Raw genomic sequence first — 19,807 nt, forward strand, 5'->3', positions numbered from 1 at the left:
AAAAGACCTTTCCAGAATACAAGCCTGCGATAAACACCCCGTATTGTGCTGCGGACATGTGATTACAAACCATCAAGCAGGTCCCGATCAGGTCCCAAAGCCTCGTTCAAGCCATAGACACGCGCAGGCTTTGACAACCGGTCAATCACCCGTTTGTCCGCAACGACCTCGCTATCTTCATCAAGCAATCCGGGCAGATCAGCTTGTGTAAGATCCGGTTCGGTCACCTTCTGCTCTTCGGACAATGACGGATGGCGTTGCTGCTGCATTCCACCCTCATCGGCATTCCCGGAAACAGAAGGATCACGATCTGCACCAGACAGACGTTCATCCATTTTACGCACCTGTCCTGACCAGTCATCTTTGCGAGCGACTGGCTTGTTCGGATACTCTAAGTCCGAAAGAAGCGGCGCCGATAAGATACGGGATGTGAAGTTTCGATCTTCGTAGTAGCGCAGCTTCTTCGCCCGGATCGGCGAAAACCCGGAAATCAGGACCAGTTCATCCTTGGGCGGCAATTGCATCACCTCACCTGCGGTCAGAAGCGGCCGTGCCGTTTCCTGACGCGAGACCATCACATGGCTGAGCCAAGGCGCCAATCTATGGCCGGCATAGTTGCGCATGGCCCGCTGCTCTGTTGCCATGCCAAGCGCATCGGAAATCCGTTTGGCAGTCCGTTCATCGTTTGACGAGAATGCGATCCGGACATGGCAGTTATCAAGGATGGCGTTGTTCTCGCCATAGGCCTTCGAGATTTGATTAAGCGATTGTGCAATCAGATAAGCCCGGATGCCATACCCGGCCATAAAGGCCAGGGCCGTCTCGAAGAACTCCAACCGCCCAAGAGCCGGAAATTCGTCGAGCATCATCAACAATAGATGTTTGTGTCCCTTGGCAGGGTCGCCTTCAAGACGTTCCGTTAACCTGCGGCCGATCTGATTAAGCACCAGCCGCACCAAAGGTTTGGTTCGGGAAATGTCGGATGGCGGAATGACCAGATAGAGCGAAACAGGTTTGTCGGCATCCATCAGATCGGCGATCCGCCAGTCACACGCTGCCGTGGCCATCGCCACCGTCGGATCGCGATACAGCCCGAGAAAAGACATGGCTGTCGACAGGACACCGGACCGCTCGTTCTCGGATTTGTTGAGCACTTCCCGTGCAACCGATGCAACAATCGGATGCACCTTCGGGTCATCCGGCGTCCCCAAATGATTGGTTGCCATCATCCGGCGCAAAGTGGCCGGAAAAGAACGTCGTGGATCGGACAGAAACGTCGCAACACGCGCCAGTGTCTTTTCTTCCTCAGCATACAAAACGTGCAGGATGGTACCGACCAGGAGCGCATGACTGGTTTTCTCCCAATGATTCCGCCGCTCCAGTGCACCCTCCGGATCAACCAGAATATCCGCGATGTTTTGCACATCACGGACTTCATCCGGTCCTTTACGCACCTCCAGCAAGGGATTGTAACGCGCCGAGCGGGGATCGGTCGGATTGAACAACAAACAATGGGAGAATTTGGAGCGCCATCCAGCCGTCAGTTGCCAGTTCTCCCCCTTGATGTCGTGGATCACGGCTGAGCCGGTCCAGGACAGAAGTGTCGGGATGACCAGTCCGACACCTTTGCCCGAACGCGTTGGCGCAAAGGCCATCACATGCTCCGGCCCGTCATGCCTGAGATACCTGCTCTGGTATTTTCCGAGAAAAACACCTTTAGGACGAAACAACCCGGCTTTCGAGATTTCACGCGGGTAAGCCCAACGTGAAGAACCATAGGTCGTAACCAACCGGCTATGACGGGCTCGCCATAAGGAACCAGCTACTGCGGCAGCACACCCCATGAAGCCGCTTCCGGCCGCCAGCATTCCGGCCTTATCGAATACCTCCGGCGCATAGGCCTCAAAGAAATACCACCATTCAAACAGCTTCCATGGTTCAAAAACAGGCCAATCGAGAATAATGAACCAGGGATTACCAAGTTGTACCTGATAGCCCAGCATATCGGCACACCACTGGGTCGCCGCCCAAACACCGAGTATGATGACGGTAAAAACAACAAGGATTTGACCAATCAACAGCTTGGTCGGGGTCATATCTGATCTCGCCATTCCTTGCAGCGCGATAAACACACAGTGGCGGTCAGGAGATCATCATGTGGGTGAAGCAAAAAGCGGGCTTATATTTGATTATTTACGCCCTAGGTCTTCAGCCCTGGCATGTGGTGGCAATATAATGTGCCTTCATGCAAAAGAAGAACTATGGGACAAGTTTTGCAAGGAAACGCCACGACCACGCACGCCGTCCGAGCAACAATACAGCGATCGAAAGCTTCGGTCACAGAACTTGCGGAAACCTACAACCTGAACTCAGAAACTGTCCGGAAATGGCGCAATCGACAGACCGTCGAAGATATCCGGATGGGACCAAAGACCGCCCAATCGGCGGTGCTCTCACCGAAACAGGAAGCGATGTACATTGCTTTTTGCAAACTGTTTAGTCTCGACATTTGATGGAGTATTATTCTCATCGCGCATTGATGATGGCAGCAGCTGTGTAAATCATAGCGGGAAAGCTGAGTTCTATTTTGTCAGGTCTTATTGCAATTCGCCTGAACCCCCGAAGTCGGCAGAAGAAATTTTATATCAGACGGCTGAATCCTGAATTTTGTAGCGATTTCATCACGGAAACGGGTCAAAGGTAAGTCGTGTCGGCGCCAATTCCCCAGAAAATTCAACGCACTATTGAGTAATTCAAAGGTGTCTGAAGACGTAAAGGGTTTCAACCGGGATGCTGCATCGCAACGTTAGATTCGGAAAAACTGAAACTCCCGTTTGACAAGTTGGAAATTATTGTTACCGTTATGTTGTCCTTCGGGGCACAATCTATCAAATAGCGGCAACAAATCGCCGCATGCCAATCAAGGCCTGCTGTTTCTTTGCATTGCAACGAAGCGCGGGTTTTTTTGTTTTAGGGGCTTTTAGTTTTGGGCGAGACGCACACCAATCCGGTTTACCGGGTCGGATTTCTTTATTCCGTGACCGGACCGTACCGGGCCATAGCGCAGGATCTTTATGATGGCGCGCGCATGGCGCTCGAAGAGGTCAATCACGATCCTGAATTCGCATTCCGTCTTGCACCGGAGTTCCGCGATCCGGCCGGTGTGCCCGAACGCTATACCGAATTTTGCGACAGCCTCATCCGCCATGACGGGTGCAAGCACATCATCGGCACGATCACGTCGCTGGCACGCAAAGAAGTCCTGCCGACGGTTGAAAAGCTCGATGCGCTTTTGTGGTATCCGTGCCCGTATGAAGGGTTCGAATGCAGCGAGAATGTGATTTATACCGGGGCCAATCCCAATCAGCATATCCTGCCATTGTTTGAGCATGTGATCCCGAAATTCGGCCGCCGGGTCTATTTGACCGGATCGAATTATATCTGGGGCTGGGAAACCAACCGGATCGGGCGCGAACTTATTCAGGCCTGTGACGGGGAAGTTCTGGGCGAAAAGTATCTGGCGATCGACAGTGTCGATGTCGACCATATTATCGAAGACATCAAAGCCAAGAAGCCGGACTTTATCCTCAACAACATGATCGGCAATTCGAGCTATGCCTTTTTCAAGGCCTATCAAAAACTGGCCGAGCAGGACCCGGAATTCGCCGCCGACAAGCGCCCTATTGTCAGTTGCAACCTTACGGAATGCGAATTGGTGCAGTTGGGCTCGGCCGGGATTGGGCATCTGAGTACGGCGATCTACTTTGCCAATCAGACCGATGCACAAAACACCGCCTGGCTGGCGCGGTTCCACGAATTTGCCGGGGCGGACCGCATCCCGTCGGCCTTTGTCGCGCAAGGATATGCCACGGTCAAAATGCTGGCCCAGTCGATCCGGCGGGCCAATACCGATGACGTGCCCGCGGTCCGGCATCACTTAATGCGCAAACCGGTTCAGACACCTTTTGGCATGGTCCAGATCGATGCCACCAGCAACCATGCGGCGTTGACACCGTTGATTGGTGAAATCGGCGAAGCCGGATGGTTCAAGATCGTATCACGCGCCGATCAGGCGGTTGAGCCCGATCCCTATCTTGTGCATTTCGATGCCGATGCGTTCCGCCGCAAGGTGGGAAAGGCCGGGGCTAAAAATTTGCGGGTGGTCAGTTAATGAAACGCGCAAACCGCATCCCGAATTTCAGAGGCTGGCATGCATGGGTTCTGCACCGTCCGAGTGCAGCAATAGATCCATTGTTACGGCATCTTGAACGTTTGGGGATGACGGTTGACCGGTACTGGCCGGAATTGCCGGGGCTTGACGATGCGCAAAGCAAAGGGGCCGATATCCTGTTTTTCGATGCCGATATGGGCATGGATGAACAGTTCCCCTGGACACCCGATCATACACCAATGCCAAGTGTGGCCCTGATCGGGTCGGAGGCACCGGGGCGTCTGGAATGGGTATTAAGCCGTCAAAGTGGCGCCCATTTGCAAAAGCCGGTTTCAACGGCCGGGGTGTTCAGTGCGGCGGTTTTGGCTGTGCATGCCTTTGAACAACAACAAAAATTGCGGGCCGAGATTTGCGAGCTTCGCCGTCGGCTCAAACTGCGTCCGGTGGTCGCCAAGGTGCTGATGACCGTGATGCTCAGCCACAATATCGACGAGCACGGGGCGCTTAAAGCCATCCGGGCCGAAGCGATGAAAAAACAACAAACCATTGAAGACTATTGCGCGGCGATTGTTGCATCGGGCCGGACCGGTTCGGGTGACGGTGCGACGATTGCCCCGAACTAACGAAACAGGGTGGGTATGCTTGTTCTTACTGAACTGGCCAAAAGAAAACTGGCACTTTTGGGGTTGATCATCATCGTGATCATTGCGGGATCCGCACTGCTTGCGCCGTGGATCGCACCGTATGATCCGCAAAATCAGATGTTTGACGGTCTGACCATTGAAGGCGCGCCAATGCCGCCAAGTGCTCAGTTCCTTCTGGGCACGGATTTGCTTGGGCGTGATTTGCTGTCGCGTTTGATGTATGGCGCACAGACATCCCTGATCATTGGCGTCGTTGCCAATGGTGCCGCGGTCATCATCGGGGCATTGGTCGGCGTGACGGCGGGCTTTTTCCAAGGATGGATCGGGATGATCCTGATGCGGGCGACCGATTTGATGATGGCGTTTCCGGCCTTGTTGCTGGCAATTGTTCTGGCCGCAATTTTCACACCCAGTTTGTGGATCGTTGCCATGGTGATTGCCATGGTCAACTGGGTGCAGGTAGCGCGCGTGATTTACACCGAAACCCGGTCATTGTCGGAACGTGAGTTCATCGAGGCCGAATGGGGCATCGGTGCCGGACGTTTCCGCATTCTTTTCAAACATATGTTGCCGCATTTGCTGTCGACCATGGTGGTCTGGGCAACGCTGGGCATTGCCACCACGGTTTTACTTGAAGCAACGCTTTCCTATCTCGGTGTCGGGGTACAGCCACCAACGCCAAGCTGGGGCAACATCATTTTTGAAAACCAGACCTATTTCACCTCGGCACCGTGGCTGGTTTTCGTCCCCGGAACTGCGATCATTCTGTTGGCCTTGGCCTTTAATCTGGTCGGGGACGCCCTTCGCGACATTCTTGACCCGACCCAGAAGGGACGCCACTGATGTTTGCTTATATTCTTCGTCGTCTTGTTTCAGCACTTCTGATTCTGCTTGGCGTCAGTGTCGTGACCTATGCATTGCTTTATATGTTACCGGCCGATCCGGCACGCCAGATTGCCGGGCGTTCGGCAACGGCGGAAACGGTGGCCAATATCCGCGAACAGCTTGGGCTTAACCTTCCATTCTATCAGCAATATTTGCGGTATCTCGGCAATCTCCTTATGGGTGATTTTGGCCGTTCCTATTTGCAGAAAACCGAAGTCGGCGAACTGATTGCAGCGCGCCTTCCCGCCACCCTTCTTTTGATGGCCGGGGCGATTTTCTGTGAACTTGTGATGGGGCTGACGGCCGGGGCCATTGGTGCGATTAAACGCAATACATCGCTTGATCGGGGCTTGATGGTCGCATCTTTTGTCGGTGTTTCAGCACCGCAATTCGTGGTCGGCATTTTGATGCTGTATCTGTTTGCGGTGGTTCTGGGCTGGTTCCCGATTGGTGGCTACGGGACGTTTTCGCATCTGGTGTTGCCGTCTATTTCAATGGGGTTCCTTGGGGCGGGCTGGTATTCGCGGATGATGCGTTCATCGATGCTTGATGTCCTGCGTCAGGATTATGTGCGCACCGCACGGGCCAAGGGTCTTGGTCGGGCACGGGTCTTTTTCGTTCACGCCTTTCCCAATGCGCTTTTACCGATCATTGCGATGATCGGCATCGATATCGGCATGTTCATGAGCGGCATTGTGGTGGTCGAATCGGTGTTTGGCTGGCCGGGGATCGGACAGTTGGCATGGCAGGCCATTCAACGTGTGGACATTCCAATCATCATGGGTGTGACGCTGGTTTCGGCCTGCGCCATCGTGATGGGCAATCTATTGGCGGATTTGGTGGCACCGTTCATCGATCCGCGCATCAAGCTGCGCTGATGCACCAAAAAATGACGCAGCATTTCAGGAGGGAACCCATGGAAGATCAAATTCACAGGGAGACTATCAATAATGTTTAGCAAAGCACTGAAAGGTGTCGCATTTGCCGCACTTATTGCGGGTGCCGGCATCACGGCTGCGACACTTGGCGCCGATCAGGCCAAAGCCGGTGAAGGCAACATCGTCGTAACCTATAAGGACGATGTTTCGACCCTTGATCCGGCAATCGGCTATGACTGGCAGAACTGGTCAATGATCAAAAGCCTGTTTGACGGACTGATGGATTATGAGCCGGGCACCACGACGCTCAAACCCGATCTGGCGACCGATTACACGGTTTCCGATGATGGATTGACCTATACGTTTAATCTGCGCAAAGGGGTTACGTTCCATAATGGCCGCGAGTTCAAGGCATCGGACGTCAAATACACCCTTGAGCGTGTCGTAAACCCGAAAACCCAAAGCCCGGGTGCCGGTTTCTTTGACACCATCAAAGGATTTGCCGAAGAATCCGCGGGCGAAACCGAAAGCCTCTCGGGGATCGAAGTTGTTGACGATTACACCATCAAATTTACCCTCAATCAGCCCGATGCGGCCTTCTTGCATAAAATGGCGCTGAACTTTGCCCATATCGTGCCGAAAGAAGCCGTCGAGGAATGGGGGCAGGATTTCGGCAAACATCCGGTCGGAACCGGTGCCTTTGCACTCGAAGACTGGACCCTTGGCCAGCATCTGATTTTCAAGGCAAATCCGGACTACCATATCGACGGCATTCCGAAACTTGACTCGATCACCGTCGAAGTTGGTCAGGAACCGGTTGTCGCACTTCTGCGCCTGCAACGCGGCGAAGTCGATATCGCCGGTGACGGCATTCCGCCGGCAAAATTCCTCGAAGTGATGAATGACCCGGAATACAAGGATCTGGTGGTATCGGGCGAACAGCTCCATACCGGCTATATCACGCTTAATACCAACATCCCGCCTTTTGATAACCTTAAGGTCCGTGAAGCCGTCAACATGGCGGTCAACAAGGACCGTATCGTTCGCGTCATTAATGGTCGTGCACAGCCGGCCAACCAGCCGTTGCCGCCACTGATGCCGGGTTACAACAACGATTATGCCGGTTACGCCTTTGATCCGGACAAGGCCAAAGAACTTCTGGCCGAAGCCGGGTATGCTGACGGCGTTGAAACCACCCTGTTTGTGGCCAATACCGATCCGCAGCCGCGTATCGCACAGGCCATCCAGCAGGATCTTTCGGCGATTGGCATGAAGGTTGAAATCAAATCCCTGGCACAGGCCAACGTGATTGCTGCTGGCGGCGAAGCCGATCAGGCACCAATGATCTGGTCGGGTGGCATGGCATGGATTGCCGATTTCCCGGATCCCTCGAACTTCTATGGCCCGATCTTGGGTTGTGGCGGTGCGGTTCCGGGTGGCTGGAACTGGTCATGGTACTGTAACGAAGAACTTGATGCAGAAGCCTCCAAGGCCGATGCGATGGCCGATCCGTCACAGGCCGATGCCCGCATCGACATGTGGCGCGACATCTTTACCAAAGTAATGGCCGATGCGCCGTGGGTTCCGGTGTTCAATGAACAGCGTTTCACCATTCGCTCGCCCCGTATCGTGGCCGACGACGCCCTGCTTGTCGATCCGGTCCACATTCCTGTTCACTATGACTACATTGCGGTGAAGTAAACATGTGCAAATGTGCGGATTACACAATCCACTCTGCGCACTGTCATCATGGGTGGGATCATTCGATCCCACCCGCACAGACAGTGGCGCCCGGTACCACCATTGAATTTGAATGCGTCGACAGTGCCGCAGGCCAGTTCAATGAAAACAGTACGGTTGCGGATGTGACCGCACTGGATTTTTCGAAAATCAATCCGGTGACCGGTCCGGTCTTTATTGACGGGGCAGAACCGGGTGATGCGATCAAAATCACGCTCGAAGGGTTCAAACCATCGGGATTTGGCTGGACAGCCAACATTCCGGGCTTTGGCCTTTTGGCCGATCAGTTTGAAGACCCGGCGTTGCATATCTGGAAATATGATCCTGATACGCTGGCCCCGTCTTTGTTTTCCAAATATGGCAAGGTGCCGCTTAAACCGTTTGCCGGAACCATTGGTCTTGCCCCGGCGGAACCGGGCCTGCATTCGGTTGTGCCGCCGCGCCGGGTTGGTGGAAATCTTGATATCCGCGACCTTGCGGCGGGTACCACGCTTTATCTTCCGGTCGAAGTTGCCGGTGGGCTGTTTTCAATCGGGGACACGCACGCCGCACAGGGCGATGGCGAAGTTTGCGGGACGGCAATCGAAAGCCCGATGAACGCCACCGTGACCCTTGATCTGGTGAAAAATGCGCAGCTTGAAACGCCGCATTTCACAACACCGGGGCCGGTAACCAGCCATCTTGATAGCAAAGGCTATGAATGCACGACCGGCATCAGCAATGATTTGCTGACCGGGGCGCGTGATGCGGTGCGCCGCATGGTCGACTGGCTGTGCAAGACACAGGGCATGTCAGCGGTTGATGCATATATGCTGTGTTCTGTCTGTGGTGATCTGCGCATCAGCGAAATTGTCGATCAGCCCAACTGGGTTGTGTCGTTCTATTTCCCGCGCATTGTATTCGACTAAGCATTTTCGGGGCAGGGTTACCCGATGGTGCCTTGCCTCGAGCCACTTATTTAAGTTTTCAAATAAATAAAGAATTTCGCAGGGTTGGCAGAATGACCGAACAGGGCAGCAAAGCGGTGGAAAAGATCCTTGAAGTCCGTGATCTGGTGACACAGGTCGCGACATCCACCGGTCCGAAAACCGTGGTTGATGGATTGAGCTTCGATCTTTATCGCGGCGAAACGCTTTGCATTGCCGGGGAGTCCGGCAGTGGTAAGTCAATGACCTCCCTGTCGATCATGGGGCTTTTGCCCGAACCGATGGCAAAGGTTGCCAGTGGGGCGGTGTGTCTTAACGGGATTGATTTGCTGGGTCTGTCGGAACGTAAAATGCGCAACATTCGCGGCAACAAGATCGCGATGATTTTTCAGGAACCGATGACGTCGCTCAACCCGGTTCTGACAATCGGGCGTCAGCTTGGCGAAGCGATTTCGACCCATAATCAGATGTCCGCGGCCAAGGTACGCGCCCGCGCGCTTGATGTGCTTAAACAGGTTCGCATTTCCGAACCGCAAAAACGGCTTTCGCAATATCCCCATGAACTGTCGGGCGGCATGCGCCAGCGGGTGATGATTGCCATGGCGTTGGCCTGCAACCCCGATGTCCTGATTGCCGATGAGCCAACTACGGCCCTTGATGTGACGATTCAGGCACAGATTTTGGGGTTAATGCGCGATCTGCAACGCGAAACCGGCACCGCCATCATTCTGATCACCCACGATATGGGGGTTGTCGCCGAAATGGCCGACCGGGTGATTGTCATGAACCAGGGCAAGGTGGTCGAAAGTGGGACGGTCACTGAGGTGTTTGAAGCCCCGAGTGATGCCTATACCCGCGGCCTTTTGGCCGCCGTGCCCCGTCTTGGTGCGATGACCGGGACCGAAGGCCCGGCAAGTACGGACCGAAAGGCGCTTGATCTTGGCTTGGCCAAGCCGCTTGTTTCGGTGCGTGATTTGACCGTACGGTTCGATATCAAGGGCGGGTTGTTGCAACGCGTGCAAAAACGGGTTCATGCGGTCGAAAAGGTCAGCTTCGATATCTTCCCCGGCGAGACGCTTTCAATAGTTGGCGAAAGTGGGTGTGGTAAATCGACCACCGGCCGGGCCTTGATGAATTTGATCCCGTGGCAGGGCGAAGTGGTGATTGACGGGCGTGAAATCGATGCGACCTCGCGGCTGCAAACCCGGGCGGTGCGCCGAAACGTTCAAATGATTTTCCAAGATCCCTATGCGTCGCTTGATCCGCGCATGACGGTCGGTGAATTGGTGGCAGAACCGCTGGTGATCCATGGTCTGGCCAAGGGGGCGGAGCTTGATGACCGGGTGGAGTATCTGTTTAATCGGGTCGGGTTGCCCGTCGATGCCGCCACCCGCCATCCGCACGAATTTTCCGGCGGGCAGCGCCAGCGCGTCTGTATTGCCCGGGCATTGAGCTTATCGCCCAAGGTGATCATTGCCGATGAGTCTGTATCGGCTCTTGATGTTTCGGTACAGGCGCAGGTTCTGGATCTGTTGGGCGAGCTTCAGGCGGAAATCGGGATTTCATACCTGTTTATTTCCCATGATATGGCCGTGGTCGAACAGATCAGCCACCGGGTCGCGGTGATGTATATGGGCCAGATTGTTGAAATCGGGCCGCGTCGGGCGGTGTTTGAAAACCCGCAGCACCCCTATACCAAAAAGCTGATGTCCGCCGTTCCGATCCCCGATCCCAGAAAACGGCGCCAGCATTTCAACCTGATTACCGGCGAAGTACCAAGCCCGGTGCATGGTCTGGATTATCAACCCGATTTTGCCGATCTTCAACAGGTCGCCGCCCATCATTTCGTCGCCAGATCGGCCATTGAAAACGCGGCCTGAAAATTTGGGTGGCCTGCACACCCGTCAGAAACACCGTTCGGCAATGCGCACGATGTCACCGTGCATGACGCTGGTTGCCAAGGTCGCCTCCAATGCGATTCAGTCGGCGTCATTGCCGCGCAGGATTTCGACATCGTCCTCATCACAACGATAGGTCAAACCGCCACTAATTACTTAACAACCTATATTCTCTCTTCCAAAATGTTGATGGAGTATCGTTCAACAACAAGTGCCCGAAATCATGAAACAGACGGGCCACCTCTCTGCCTGCCAATCGCCCAAGATATCGTATTCCCGTCACGCATAATCCCCGACACCTGCTTGCCAAGCTGACGCTCCAGCACAGCCCGCCATGGAACAAGGGTAAACTCCCGGCTCTTTTCAATGAGCGCATATTTACCGCTGGCAAGTTCAACCGAACGCCGCAATGTTCCTTCCACGCGCTCGCCAGAGCCCGCCTCGACATAGGTCAAACCGAGTTCTTTCGAGAACTGCCGGGCAACGCGTGCCAATTCCCGCTTTTGCAATCTATCGATCAGATCGGAACGATAGACGGTCCGGTCCTGCTCCTGACGCGCCAGTCCCTGGGCAACTAGCCATTGACGACGTCTGGCCTGAGCGTCGCGCACCTCGCGACCAAAACCGGCATCCCGAACAGATAATGAGTCTGAACCCACCAGCTCTCGATCCAGCCAGGTCGCTCCGTCGGTTTCCAGTTGCTGCTCAAGCGACAGATGGGATAGTTGCCGGATCATCACCGGCGAGGCCTTGCCGCGCTCCCGTTCATATTCAACCGCCCGGTCGAGATGATCGGACGCAATAATCCATGTCCCATCCGGTTCACGTTCTACGCCTTGAGTCAAACGACGCATGGCTTCCAGCCGCCGGACATGGGTTCTGGCATATTCCTCCGTCGCCGTCGGATCATGTTCCAGATGCAAGTCGATGCTGTATTGCCCCTCATTCTCCTGGGCGACCTCTGCAACTGTACGGTCGACTTTCCGAGGTTGAATGTTCCTTGAAGATATCTGAACGATGCTGTCTTCGGGAACCGGTTCAGTCGCCTCCCCCTTGCCGATCTCGACATAGCGGGTCTTGCCATCCACCCCATCGACGATCAGATAATGCCGATCATTAAGTTCATCCGACAGGCCACGTGTGACAACACGACCGACGACAGGCTGTTGGTCCAATTCACTTCTTGCATCAATCACAAAATCGGCGGGGCTGCGGACAATCTCCCGGCGTTTCATTTCCCGGTGCAGGGTCTTGATGATGTCATCGCGTTCGCCCATCCGGGATAATGTTGTTTCCAGACCTGCCTCCAGACGCCAATGGCCGGGCGCAATTTCCTCGGCCAATCCAAGACGCCTGAGCTTCTGCAAACGTCCCGCGCGGAGGCTCTGGCGAAAGGCATCTCTGTCTGCTGCGCTCACAATCCGGTCCTCGCCGATCTGACGCAGCAGGTTACGGTCAATGCTGGTCAGGCGATCCTGATCGATTTCACGCCGCAACCGGTTTTCAATTTCCAGATCGGTGCGCGGCCCGAGATCAAGGCTGACAATCTCGGCGGCACGTTCGCGCATACCGCGTGCCATATAGTTGCGGGCAATAACCAGATCACGCCCTTGATCATCCTTGCCGCGCATCAAAATATGGGTATGCGGATGGCCGGTATTGAAGTGATCGACCGCCACCCAGTCGAGGGTCGTGCCAAGGTCGATTTCCATCTGCCTCATCAGCCGCCGGGTCACCGGCTTGAGATCAGCATATTCTGCACCGTCCTCGGCCGAAACGATAAAGCGGAACTGATGCCGGTCACCATCGGCCCGCTCGAGGAATTCTTTACCATCCGCCCGATCCTGATCCGCGTTGTAAAGCGCGCCGGGCAATCCTTCTCTTGTGACGCCGTCGCGCTGGATATAGCGCAGATGCGCCCGTGCACCCTGCATGCCTTTCCCGGTCAACCGGACAATCCGTGATTTGATGATCACCCGACGCAGAAACTTGCGCCCACCCTTGCCGCCACGCGAGCGAATCTTGCCAAGCTTCGGTTTGAAGACATCGTCAGCCATTGCATTCTCCAATGCTTTCCAGCAACAATTGGCACCATTAAAGACAAGGGTTTCTGCGGCTCAGCGTGGAGAATGGCACCATCCCTGCCCGCCTTGGCACTATCCTTCGCCATGAAAAAAAGATGTGCAGACAAAGATTTGAGGGCATCGAGGCAACACGATGGTGCCGTTGTTTTATCTTGCCTTACGCTGCCCCGCTCTTCTGCCTCCAAGCGCATACCAGTTCGCATCTGGCTCCAAGCCTGCGAAAAACTCACGGGAACACACCGGAACCATTGCTGTGACTGGAAAGCGGGAAGAACAGAGCGGACCCGGAGAAATCCCCGGTCCCACCCGTATTGTCGCCCTCTCGCGTTGACACAAGCTCTTCAAGCTTTGGGACATAGCGTTGCGTTTCCACCGGCAAGGGTTTTCCGAAACGCAGATGAGCTTCATACCGTCCGGGACCGGCATGATAGGCCGCGAACAGACCGGGATAGCCGAACCGATCATACATCTCGCGCAGATAAGCGGTGCCTGCGAGAATGTTGTCACGCGGATTGAAAGGATCATTGCCAAAGCCATAACGCTGTCGCAATTCACCCCAGGTTGCCGGCATCAATTGCATTAACCCCATCGCCCCGGCCGAAGAAACCGCGTCCGGTTTACCGCTACTTTCCACCTCTATGACAGCACGGATCCATTCCGAGGGAATGGCAAATCTTTGCGATGCGGTTACGATTTCGTGGTCCCAATTCTCCGCTGGCTGAGCATGAATATTGCTGATGAAGAGCCAACAAAGAAGGAAGATCAGAAGGTTCAGTTTACCCATAATGGTACGAGCCTCCCGATCAGGTTTTTGCTCCGCACAGGCCCGAAATACCGGCTGTCAAATGAGGCTGGCACTTCTGCCATCAGCAGGAAATATTCGCCGTCCTGCAGTAACCGGCACCCCTGCCACAGGCGCATTTTACGCCCGAAACTGTCGCGCTCAAGCTGTCGGGCGACCGCATGACCGTTGATCAGAATGACGCGACGGGCCACACAAACATGGTCCCCGGCAATGGCCGCAATGCGTTTGACAAGCGGGACATTGGCCGGGATGTAGTGGCGTGAACTTGCCAAGGCGGATACCGGTTTCGGGGGACGAACCAGAACGAAATCACCCTTTTGGGGCGCGCCGGAAACCATCCGATAGAGCCCGACCGGGGCGCTCGGCGATGCGTTCCAGATCAGCCACGGGATTCTGTTATAGGCTGTAGAAAGACCGATCAGGCCAATCCCGAGAACACCCAAAAGACCGGGACCGATGCCATGCCGGACATCCTTCCGGGGCATCAAGTGCCGCGATAAATGGCGGTATCTCATGCGCGTTCTCCGTCATCGGAGTGCGTGCCGGGTTCACGCCCTTCCGACCAGGCATCGAGATCGTCGATATGATAACGGACATAACGGCCATGTTTGCGATAGCGTGGTCCCTTGCCATTGAAACGCATCTTTTCAAGGGTTCGGGCGGATAGGGAAAGATAGAACGCCGCCTGCTGGGTGGAGAGAAAAGGGCTGCCCTTGCGGGCTTCCATCGCCCGTGTGTTGTAATCCGTCATCACGCGATCCTTTCGTCGAACATCGTCAAAAGCGATCGGAGTGTGGCGGGACAGGACGGGTCTGGGGACGCTCGAAAACCGCCCCCCTGTCAAAAACGATCCCCCTCATGGTGACGGGATTTCCATCACGAAAGGAGGCTACACCAATATTCAACTGCGGTCCTGAACATGCCCTTTGGTTATGGATTGTGCAGGGATTTCAGCAGACCATTCAGTTCAGTAAGCTGCTCCTCGGCTTCGCGTTTTTCCTCTTCCGGCAGGCCGTTCCGCAGTTCAATTTGCACCAGCCAGAGGGCCTCGTGCAGTTCGTCTTCACTGTAAAAATGGCCTTGATATGCGATGGAATGTGACATGATCTGCTCCTTCGATTGAACCGTTCTGTCATTGAGAACAGCGATCCGAAGGCATCCGCGCTGCATCGGTCAGGGACGGCCTTAGCCGCCGCGAAGCGGGCGCGGGAGGAACCGAAATGCAGAATGAAGCGAAGCGGAATGACGCATTTTGGCGGGGCCCGCGATCCTTGACGGATGCCAAAAGCCGGATGGCAAAATGGCACATTCGAGACGACAAACTCTCTTTCCCCTGCCCCACACGGAGCACAGTCTGTGATGGCGGAACATAAGAAAAGCCCCACCGGGATAACCCGGCAGGGCCAAGTGAGAAGGATATTTTCAGCGTTCGCGCGGTTCCCAAAGGGCCAGATGCGAGACGCCATCCTCGGTCGGTGTTTCGAGTTTGACGAGGCGGGCCCGAACCCAGTTTGGCCCGAATTCGGGGGCGGCGATCTTGAGGTTGATATAGGTTTCACCGCTGGTTTTGGCGATCTGGCTCCAGCCCGCACCGACCTCGTATCGGTTACCGTTGCCGGCATAGACGCGATAGTCAGGAGCGTTTTCGGCGATTTTTTCGGTCGGAACGATAACCAGGTTGGCGTTGATATTCAGGGTTTTGAGAAGGCCGGTGAAGCTGCCGTCATTCTGTTTGGTGAAAGTGCCAAGGGTGATAGCCATGATAGGTCTCCATTTGCTGTTTTATCGCGGGATCATCCCTGCGATGTCGCCAGCGAAAAGACCGCATAGCCGGAACGGTTCATCCGAAGGAGCGCAGCACAGCGAAGCACCCGCACGATCGAAAAATTTGTCGCGCGAGGAAGCCGGACGCAGGACGGCGGGGACATTTTTCGATCAGGCGGGTTGAACGGAACGGCGCGGGATTTACGCGCACAAAGACATGCAGGAATGGTTTCCACGAGCCTCAAACAGCCCAAAAGCGGAGACGAATAGCCATCAGACCAAGCCTTTACCAGAATAAAGACGACCAGAAACTTGGCGTTTTAAAGGTCGAAACCAGTCCCGTAGCTCGTTTGGTTCCGGAGGAACATCACGGTCCCCAATTCTGCTGTTCTGAGGCAAACCCAAACCGTTCGATCAAGGTATCGGCTTTGAACCGTTCTCCTGACCGCATCAAATCCTGCAATTCCCGGAATTATTTCTCGCCCACACGAACTTGAATCAAAGGCAACACCCCATACTTATGAATAGGACAGTAGTTACGGGCCGTCGTTACACGATTAAAGATCGCCCATCGCGATCACAACTCACCTCTGGGGAGAACCTTTCATGGCTTTCAATCTTTTCAAGAACGGTAATGGTGCGTTGCAGGGGCAACAGATTTATGAAGCTCTGGGCCGATCAATGGCCGTGATCGAATTTTCGCTGGACGGTAAAATCCTCACCGCCAATGCCAATTTTCTTGCCACCATGGGCTATGAACTGGATGAGATTGTCGGCAAGCATCATTCGATATTTGTCTTATCCGAATATGCCAAAAGCCCCGCCTACAAGGAATTCTGGCAGAAGCTTTCAAACGGTGAATTTGAGCGCGATGCGTTTCAGCGTATTCGCAAGGATGGTGAAACCGTCTGGCTTGAGGCAACATACAACCCGATCCTCAATGCCAGCGACCAGCCGGTCAAAGTCATCAAGTTTGCCACAGACATCACAGCCCGCCGCAAGGAACACGCCGCGCTGGAAGGGATGCTCAAAGCAATTGACCGCTCCCAGGCCGTTATCGAATTTGATCTCAATGGCAAAATTCTCAAAGCCAACCAGAATTTCCTCAATAGCATGGGATATAAAGAGGACGAAATAATCGGGAAGCACCACAGCATGTTTGTCGAACCGGGCTATGACAGTTCATCCGAATATAAAGAATTTTGGGGTAAATTGAGAAAAGGCGAGGTTCAGGCCGCCCAGTTCAAACGCCTTGGCAAGAATGGCAAGGAAGTCTGGCTGGAAGCCGCCTATAATCCGATTTTTGATCAAAACGGCGTCCCGGAAAGGGTTGTCAAACTTGCAACGGATGTCACCGAACAGGTGCAGCTTCTGATCAATCTCAAAGCGATGATCGACACCAACTTTGGCGAGATCGACGAGAATATCGTCAGTCTCGACACGGCGGCAGCAAGCGGTGCATCGGCGGCGGCCCAAAGCTCCAGTTCCGTCCAAACCGTCGCGGCCAGTGCCGAAGAACTGTCCGCCTCGATCGCCGAAATCTCACGCAGCATGGCACAGAGCCGGGATGAAACGGAACGTGCCTTTTCCCAAACCGTCAATGCCAACCAATCGACACAAAAAATGGCGGACGTGGTTTCTGCAATGACCGGCATCGTCGAAGTCATTCAGGGCATTGCCGGGCAGATCAATCTGTTGGCGCTGAATGCCACCATTGAATCCGCCCGTGCCGGGGAAGCCGGAAAGGGATTTGCCGTTGTCGCCAATGAGGTCAAAAACCTTGCCAATCAGGCAGCCAAAGCCACCGACCAGATCTCGGCCGAAATCAGTGGCGTGCAGGAAATCTCGAACGAAGTTGTCCGGTCACTTGAAACAATTCGTGGCTCGATTGAGACCGCACGCGACAGTGTGACCAGTATCTCGTCATCCGTTGAAGAACAAAGTGCCGTGACAGAGAGTGTTTCTCAAAACATGCAGACAATGGCGGTATCGGTCGATGAACTGGTACAAAGGCTCACCGAGATTCAGGGTATTTCCGGTACGGTCGGGAATTCCGTCACAAGAACGCGTGAAGCGGCCGAAATTCTGGCGAGATAATTCAAAATCGGGGCCGTCAAAGAGGGTGGAGAATAGTCGGCCAATCGATTGCATGAGGCCTGGAACAGAGTAGTTATCTCGGCTTTACCGACATCTTAAGGCCCGTTACTTTGCAAGTCTGGTCTTTAAATCGGATCGGTGATGAAGGACAAGACATTTGCAGCTTACTCCGAACGTCACAGTTTCCCGATCCCCCCATCCCTGCATACCGGAGAAGCATGTGACCGATATTGCTATCACCCAGCTTAAGACCGCCAAACCGACAGATGTTCAAGCTATTGGAGCCCTGGTGACACAATTGTCTTCAACCGAACCTGGCTTTTCTCTGGGAAATCTGAAGGCGATGCTAGCGGACCCGTCGACAACAATCTTCGTGGCTCGTGCCAATGAAGAAATAGTCGGCATGACAACCCTGGTCATCTTTCGGGTTGCGACGGGACTACGTGCCTTCATTGATGATGTGGTTGTAATGACAACCCATCAAAAGCGCCGTTTGGGAGAAAGACTGGTGCGCGCAGCAATTAATCATGCGACATCCCATGGGATCGAAAAGATAGATCTGACCTCCCGACCTTCTCGTGAGACAGCCAATCGTCTGTATCAACGAATGGGCTTTGAACGACGGGAAACGAATGTTTATCGCTTGAAACTCAAGGCGGGCGTGGTTTCACCGGAGCCATGAAACGCCCGGTCATCTATCGGGAAAATCCTCGTTAACACTTACCTCTCGAACGCCCGGCGCGCGATAATAGGACAGCCAAGCTTATCGCTCACTCATCGCGGAGGCAGTCGTGGGCGAAAGGGTTGGTTCGTTGCATCGAACGGTGCCCTGCTTATGTGCGAACCACAGTTTCGTGGTCGCAGATTTTGGAAAGAGCAGCGCGTCACGCGCCACTCTCACCAAACCGCCAGACCGGAATACCGGCCTTGCGTGCCTTGTCAGCAAGGTTCTGCGAGATACCCGAACCGGGAAACAGGATCACGCCGATGGGCAATGCATCAAGCATCTGATCGTTGCGTTTGAAGGGTGCAGCATTGCGGAACCGGTTCCAGTCAGGCTTGAACACGATCTGGGAAACATTTCGATTATCCGCCCAGCAGGCGGCAATCTTCTCGGCCCCTTTGGGTGAACCGCCATGGATCAGGACCATATCCGGATGCTTTGATTTGGCTGCATCCAGCGCTTCCCAGATACGGACATGATCGTTGCATTCGAGACCACCGGTAAAGGCAATGCGTGGGCCAGACGGCATCAGGGGTTCAATTTCCGCCTTGCGTTTGGCAGCCAGGAAGTCGCGACTATCGATCATGGCAGCGGTGAGTGTCCGACGGTTGGTGAGCGATCCGTTGCGCGGCCGCCATGCCGAGGCGGTCAATAATTCATAATGATCGCAGGCAATCTCGCGAAAGGTTTCGAACATGTCGCGCCGCTCGATGATTAATTCGCCCGTGGCAAGAGAGCGTTCGAGTTCGACGGATTTGATCTCCGACCCATCCTGTTCGGCGGTCAGTCGGCGCTGTTGCTGCTCATTGTCATCAAGCAACCGATCCAGCCAGGCTATGCGGCGATGGAAGATATTGACGACGTTCCACAGGCATTCGCCGAGATCCTTTTCGAGCGCACTGTCGCCCAGAAGATCGACGAAGATGTTCATCCCGGCCGCAATCAGTTGATCAGCCTGATCGGGTTCGGGCATCGGACCAAGAGTGTTTTCATGGGGCCCCGGATGAATTTCGAAGAGATGGAGTTGATCGCTTGCCAAATTTGTCGCGGAGGCATCGGAGTGGTCGGTTTGCAGGTCAGAATTGCAGGACAGCATGGTTCTTTCTCCCGGTGACGAGACCGCATTCTTTGCGGTCTTTCCGGGGATTGCCCGCCGGAGGGATCAGGGCCGGTGGCATCCGTGGGTCCTTT

17 protein-coding genes are annotated in these 19,807 nt (G+C 54.6%); 9 read left to right on the forward strand and 8 right to left on the reverse strand.

What is annotated here, in order from left to right; translation table 11 throughout:
• Positions 1-62 precede the first annotated feature (62 nt).
• Positions 63-2,096 (reverse strand): conjugal transfer protein TraG, encoded by a 2,034-nt coding sequence (locus TH3_RS14465; RefSeq protein WP_007092071.1) that lies wholly within the window; start codon positions 2,094-2,096, stop codon positions 63-65.
• Positions 2,097-2,986: 890 nt separating this feature from the next.
• Here TH3_RS14465 and TH3_RS14475 point away from each other — a divergent pair.
• The 7 genes from TH3_RS14475 to TH3_RS14505 all read left to right on the forward strand — a co-directional run bounded on the left by TH3_RS14475 (position 2,987) and on the right by TH3_RS14505 (position 11,124).
• Positions 2,987-4,171, forward strand: coding sequence for a transporter substrate-binding domain-containing protein (locus TH3_RS14475; RefSeq protein ID WP_007092073.1), 1,185 nt, complete (start codon positions 2,987-2,989; stop codon positions 4,169-4,171).
• Positions 4,171-4,794, forward strand: coding sequence for an ANTAR domain-containing response regulator (locus tag TH3_RS14480; RefSeq protein ID WP_007092074.1), 624 nt, complete (start codon positions 4,171-4,173; stop codon positions 4,792-4,794). Before TH3_RS14475 ends, TH3_RS14480 begins: the two co-directional genes overlap by 1 nt.
• A 15-nt stretch (positions 4,795-4,809) precedes the next feature.
• Entirely contained in the window at positions 4,810-5,658 is an 849-nt protein-coding gene (locus tag TH3_RS14485; protein WP_007092075.1) for an ABC transporter permease, read from the forward strand.
• Positions 5,658-6,578 carry an ABC transporter permease gene (locus tag TH3_RS14490; RefSeq protein ID WP_007092076.1) on the forward strand — a complete coding sequence of 307 codons (921 nt, stop codon included), beginning with the start codon at positions 5,658-5,660 and terminating at the stop codon, positions 6,576-6,578. The genes TH3_RS14485 and TH3_RS14490 overlap by 1 nt, the downstream gene beginning before the upstream one ends.
• Before the next feature lie 72 nt (positions 6,579-6,650).
• Positions 6,651-8,279 carry an ABC transporter substrate-binding protein gene (locus TH3_RS14495; protein ID WP_007092077.1) on the forward strand — a complete coding sequence of 543 codons (1,629 nt, stop codon included), beginning with the start codon at positions 6,651-6,653 and terminating at the stop codon, positions 8,277-8,279.
• A gap of 2 nt (positions 8,280-8,281) precedes the next feature.
• The gene (locus tag TH3_RS14500; protein WP_007092078.1) at positions 8,282-9,226 is read left to right on the forward strand and encodes an acetamidase/formamidase family protein; all 945 of its coding nucleotides are present in this window, start codon (positions 8,282-8,284) and stop codon (positions 9,224-9,226) included.
• A gap of 92 nt (positions 9,227-9,318) precedes the next feature.
• On the forward strand, positions 9,319-11,124 hold the full coding sequence (locus TH3_RS14505) for an ABC transporter ATP-binding protein (protein ID WP_007092079.1): 1,806 nt from the start codon (positions 9,319-9,321) through the stop codon (positions 11,122-11,124).
• A gap of 239 nt (positions 11,125-11,363) precedes the next feature.
• On the opposite strand, the gene rlxS is transcribed toward TH3_RS14505, so the two are convergent.
• The 6 genes from rlxS to TH3_RS14535 all read right to left on the reverse strand — a co-directional run bounded on the left by rlxS (position 11,364) and on the right by TH3_RS14535 (position 15,792).
• The gene (gene rlxS / locus TH3_RS14510; protein ID WP_007092080.1) at positions 11,364-13,199 is read right to left on the reverse strand and encodes a relaxase/mobilization nuclease RlxS; all 1,836 of its coding nucleotides are present in this window, start codon (positions 13,197-13,199) and stop codon (positions 11,364-11,366) included.
• 253 nt (positions 13,200-13,452) lie between these two features.
• Positions 13,453-14,010: a lytic transglycosylase domain-containing protein gene (locus TH3_RS14515; RefSeq protein WP_007092081.1), complete on the reverse strand. Its 558-nt coding sequence runs from the start codon at positions 14,008-14,010 to the stop codon at positions 13,453-13,455.
• Entirely contained in the window at positions 13,998-14,546 is a 549-nt protein-coding gene (gene traF, locus TH3_RS14520; protein WP_007092082.1) for a conjugative transfer signal peptidase TraF, read from the reverse strand. Before traF ends, TH3_RS14515 begins: the two co-directional genes overlap by 13 nt.
• Positions 14,543-14,782 carry a helix-turn-helix transcriptional regulator gene (locus TH3_RS14525; RefSeq protein ID WP_007092083.1) on the reverse strand — a complete coding sequence of 80 codons (240 nt, stop codon included), beginning with the start codon at positions 14,780-14,782 and terminating at the stop codon, positions 14,543-14,545. Before TH3_RS14525 ends, traF begins: the two co-directional genes overlap by 4 nt.
• Positions 14,783-14,961: 179 nt before the next feature.
• Entirely contained in the window at positions 14,962-15,135 is a 174-nt protein-coding gene (locus TH3_RS23075; protein ID WP_167710579.1) for a hypothetical protein, read from the reverse strand.
• Between the two features lie 318 nt (positions 15,136-15,453).
• The gene (locus TH3_RS14535) at positions 15,454-15,792 is read right to left on the reverse strand and encodes a DUF736 domain-containing protein (RefSeq protein ID WP_007092084.1); all 339 of its coding nucleotides are present in this window, start codon (positions 15,790-15,792) and stop codon (positions 15,454-15,456) included.
• Positions 15,793-16,401: 609 nt separating this feature from the next.
• Between TH3_RS14535 and TH3_RS14545 the strand changes: the two genes are divergently transcribed.
• On the forward strand, positions 16,402-17,892 hold the full coding sequence (locus TH3_RS14545) for a methyl-accepting chemotaxis protein (protein WP_007092086.1): 1,491 nt from the start codon (positions 16,402-16,404) through the stop codon (positions 17,890-17,892).
• A 220-nt stretch (positions 17,893-18,112) separates the two neighbouring features.
• Complete coding sequence (locus TH3_RS14550; RefSeq protein ID WP_007092087.1) at positions 18,113-18,574, forward strand: GNAT family N-acetyltransferase; 462 nt, start codon at positions 18,113-18,115, stop codon at positions 18,572-18,574.
• 202 nt (positions 18,575-18,776) lie between these two features.
• Here the strand turns inward: TH3_RS14550 and TH3_RS14555 are convergent, their stop codons facing one another.
• The gene (locus TH3_RS14555) at positions 18,777-19,712 is read right to left on the reverse strand and encodes a DUF2493 domain-containing protein (protein WP_007092088.1); all 936 of its coding nucleotides are present in this window, start codon (positions 19,710-19,712) and stop codon (positions 18,777-18,779) included.
• Between the last annotated feature and the right edge of the window lie 95 nt (positions 19,713-19,807).

Source organism: Thalassospira xiamenensis M-5 = DSM 17429, from assembly GCF_000300235.2.
GTDB lineage: Bacteria > Pseudomonadota > Alphaproteobacteria > Rhodospirillales > Thalassospiraceae > Thalassospira > Thalassospira xiamenensis.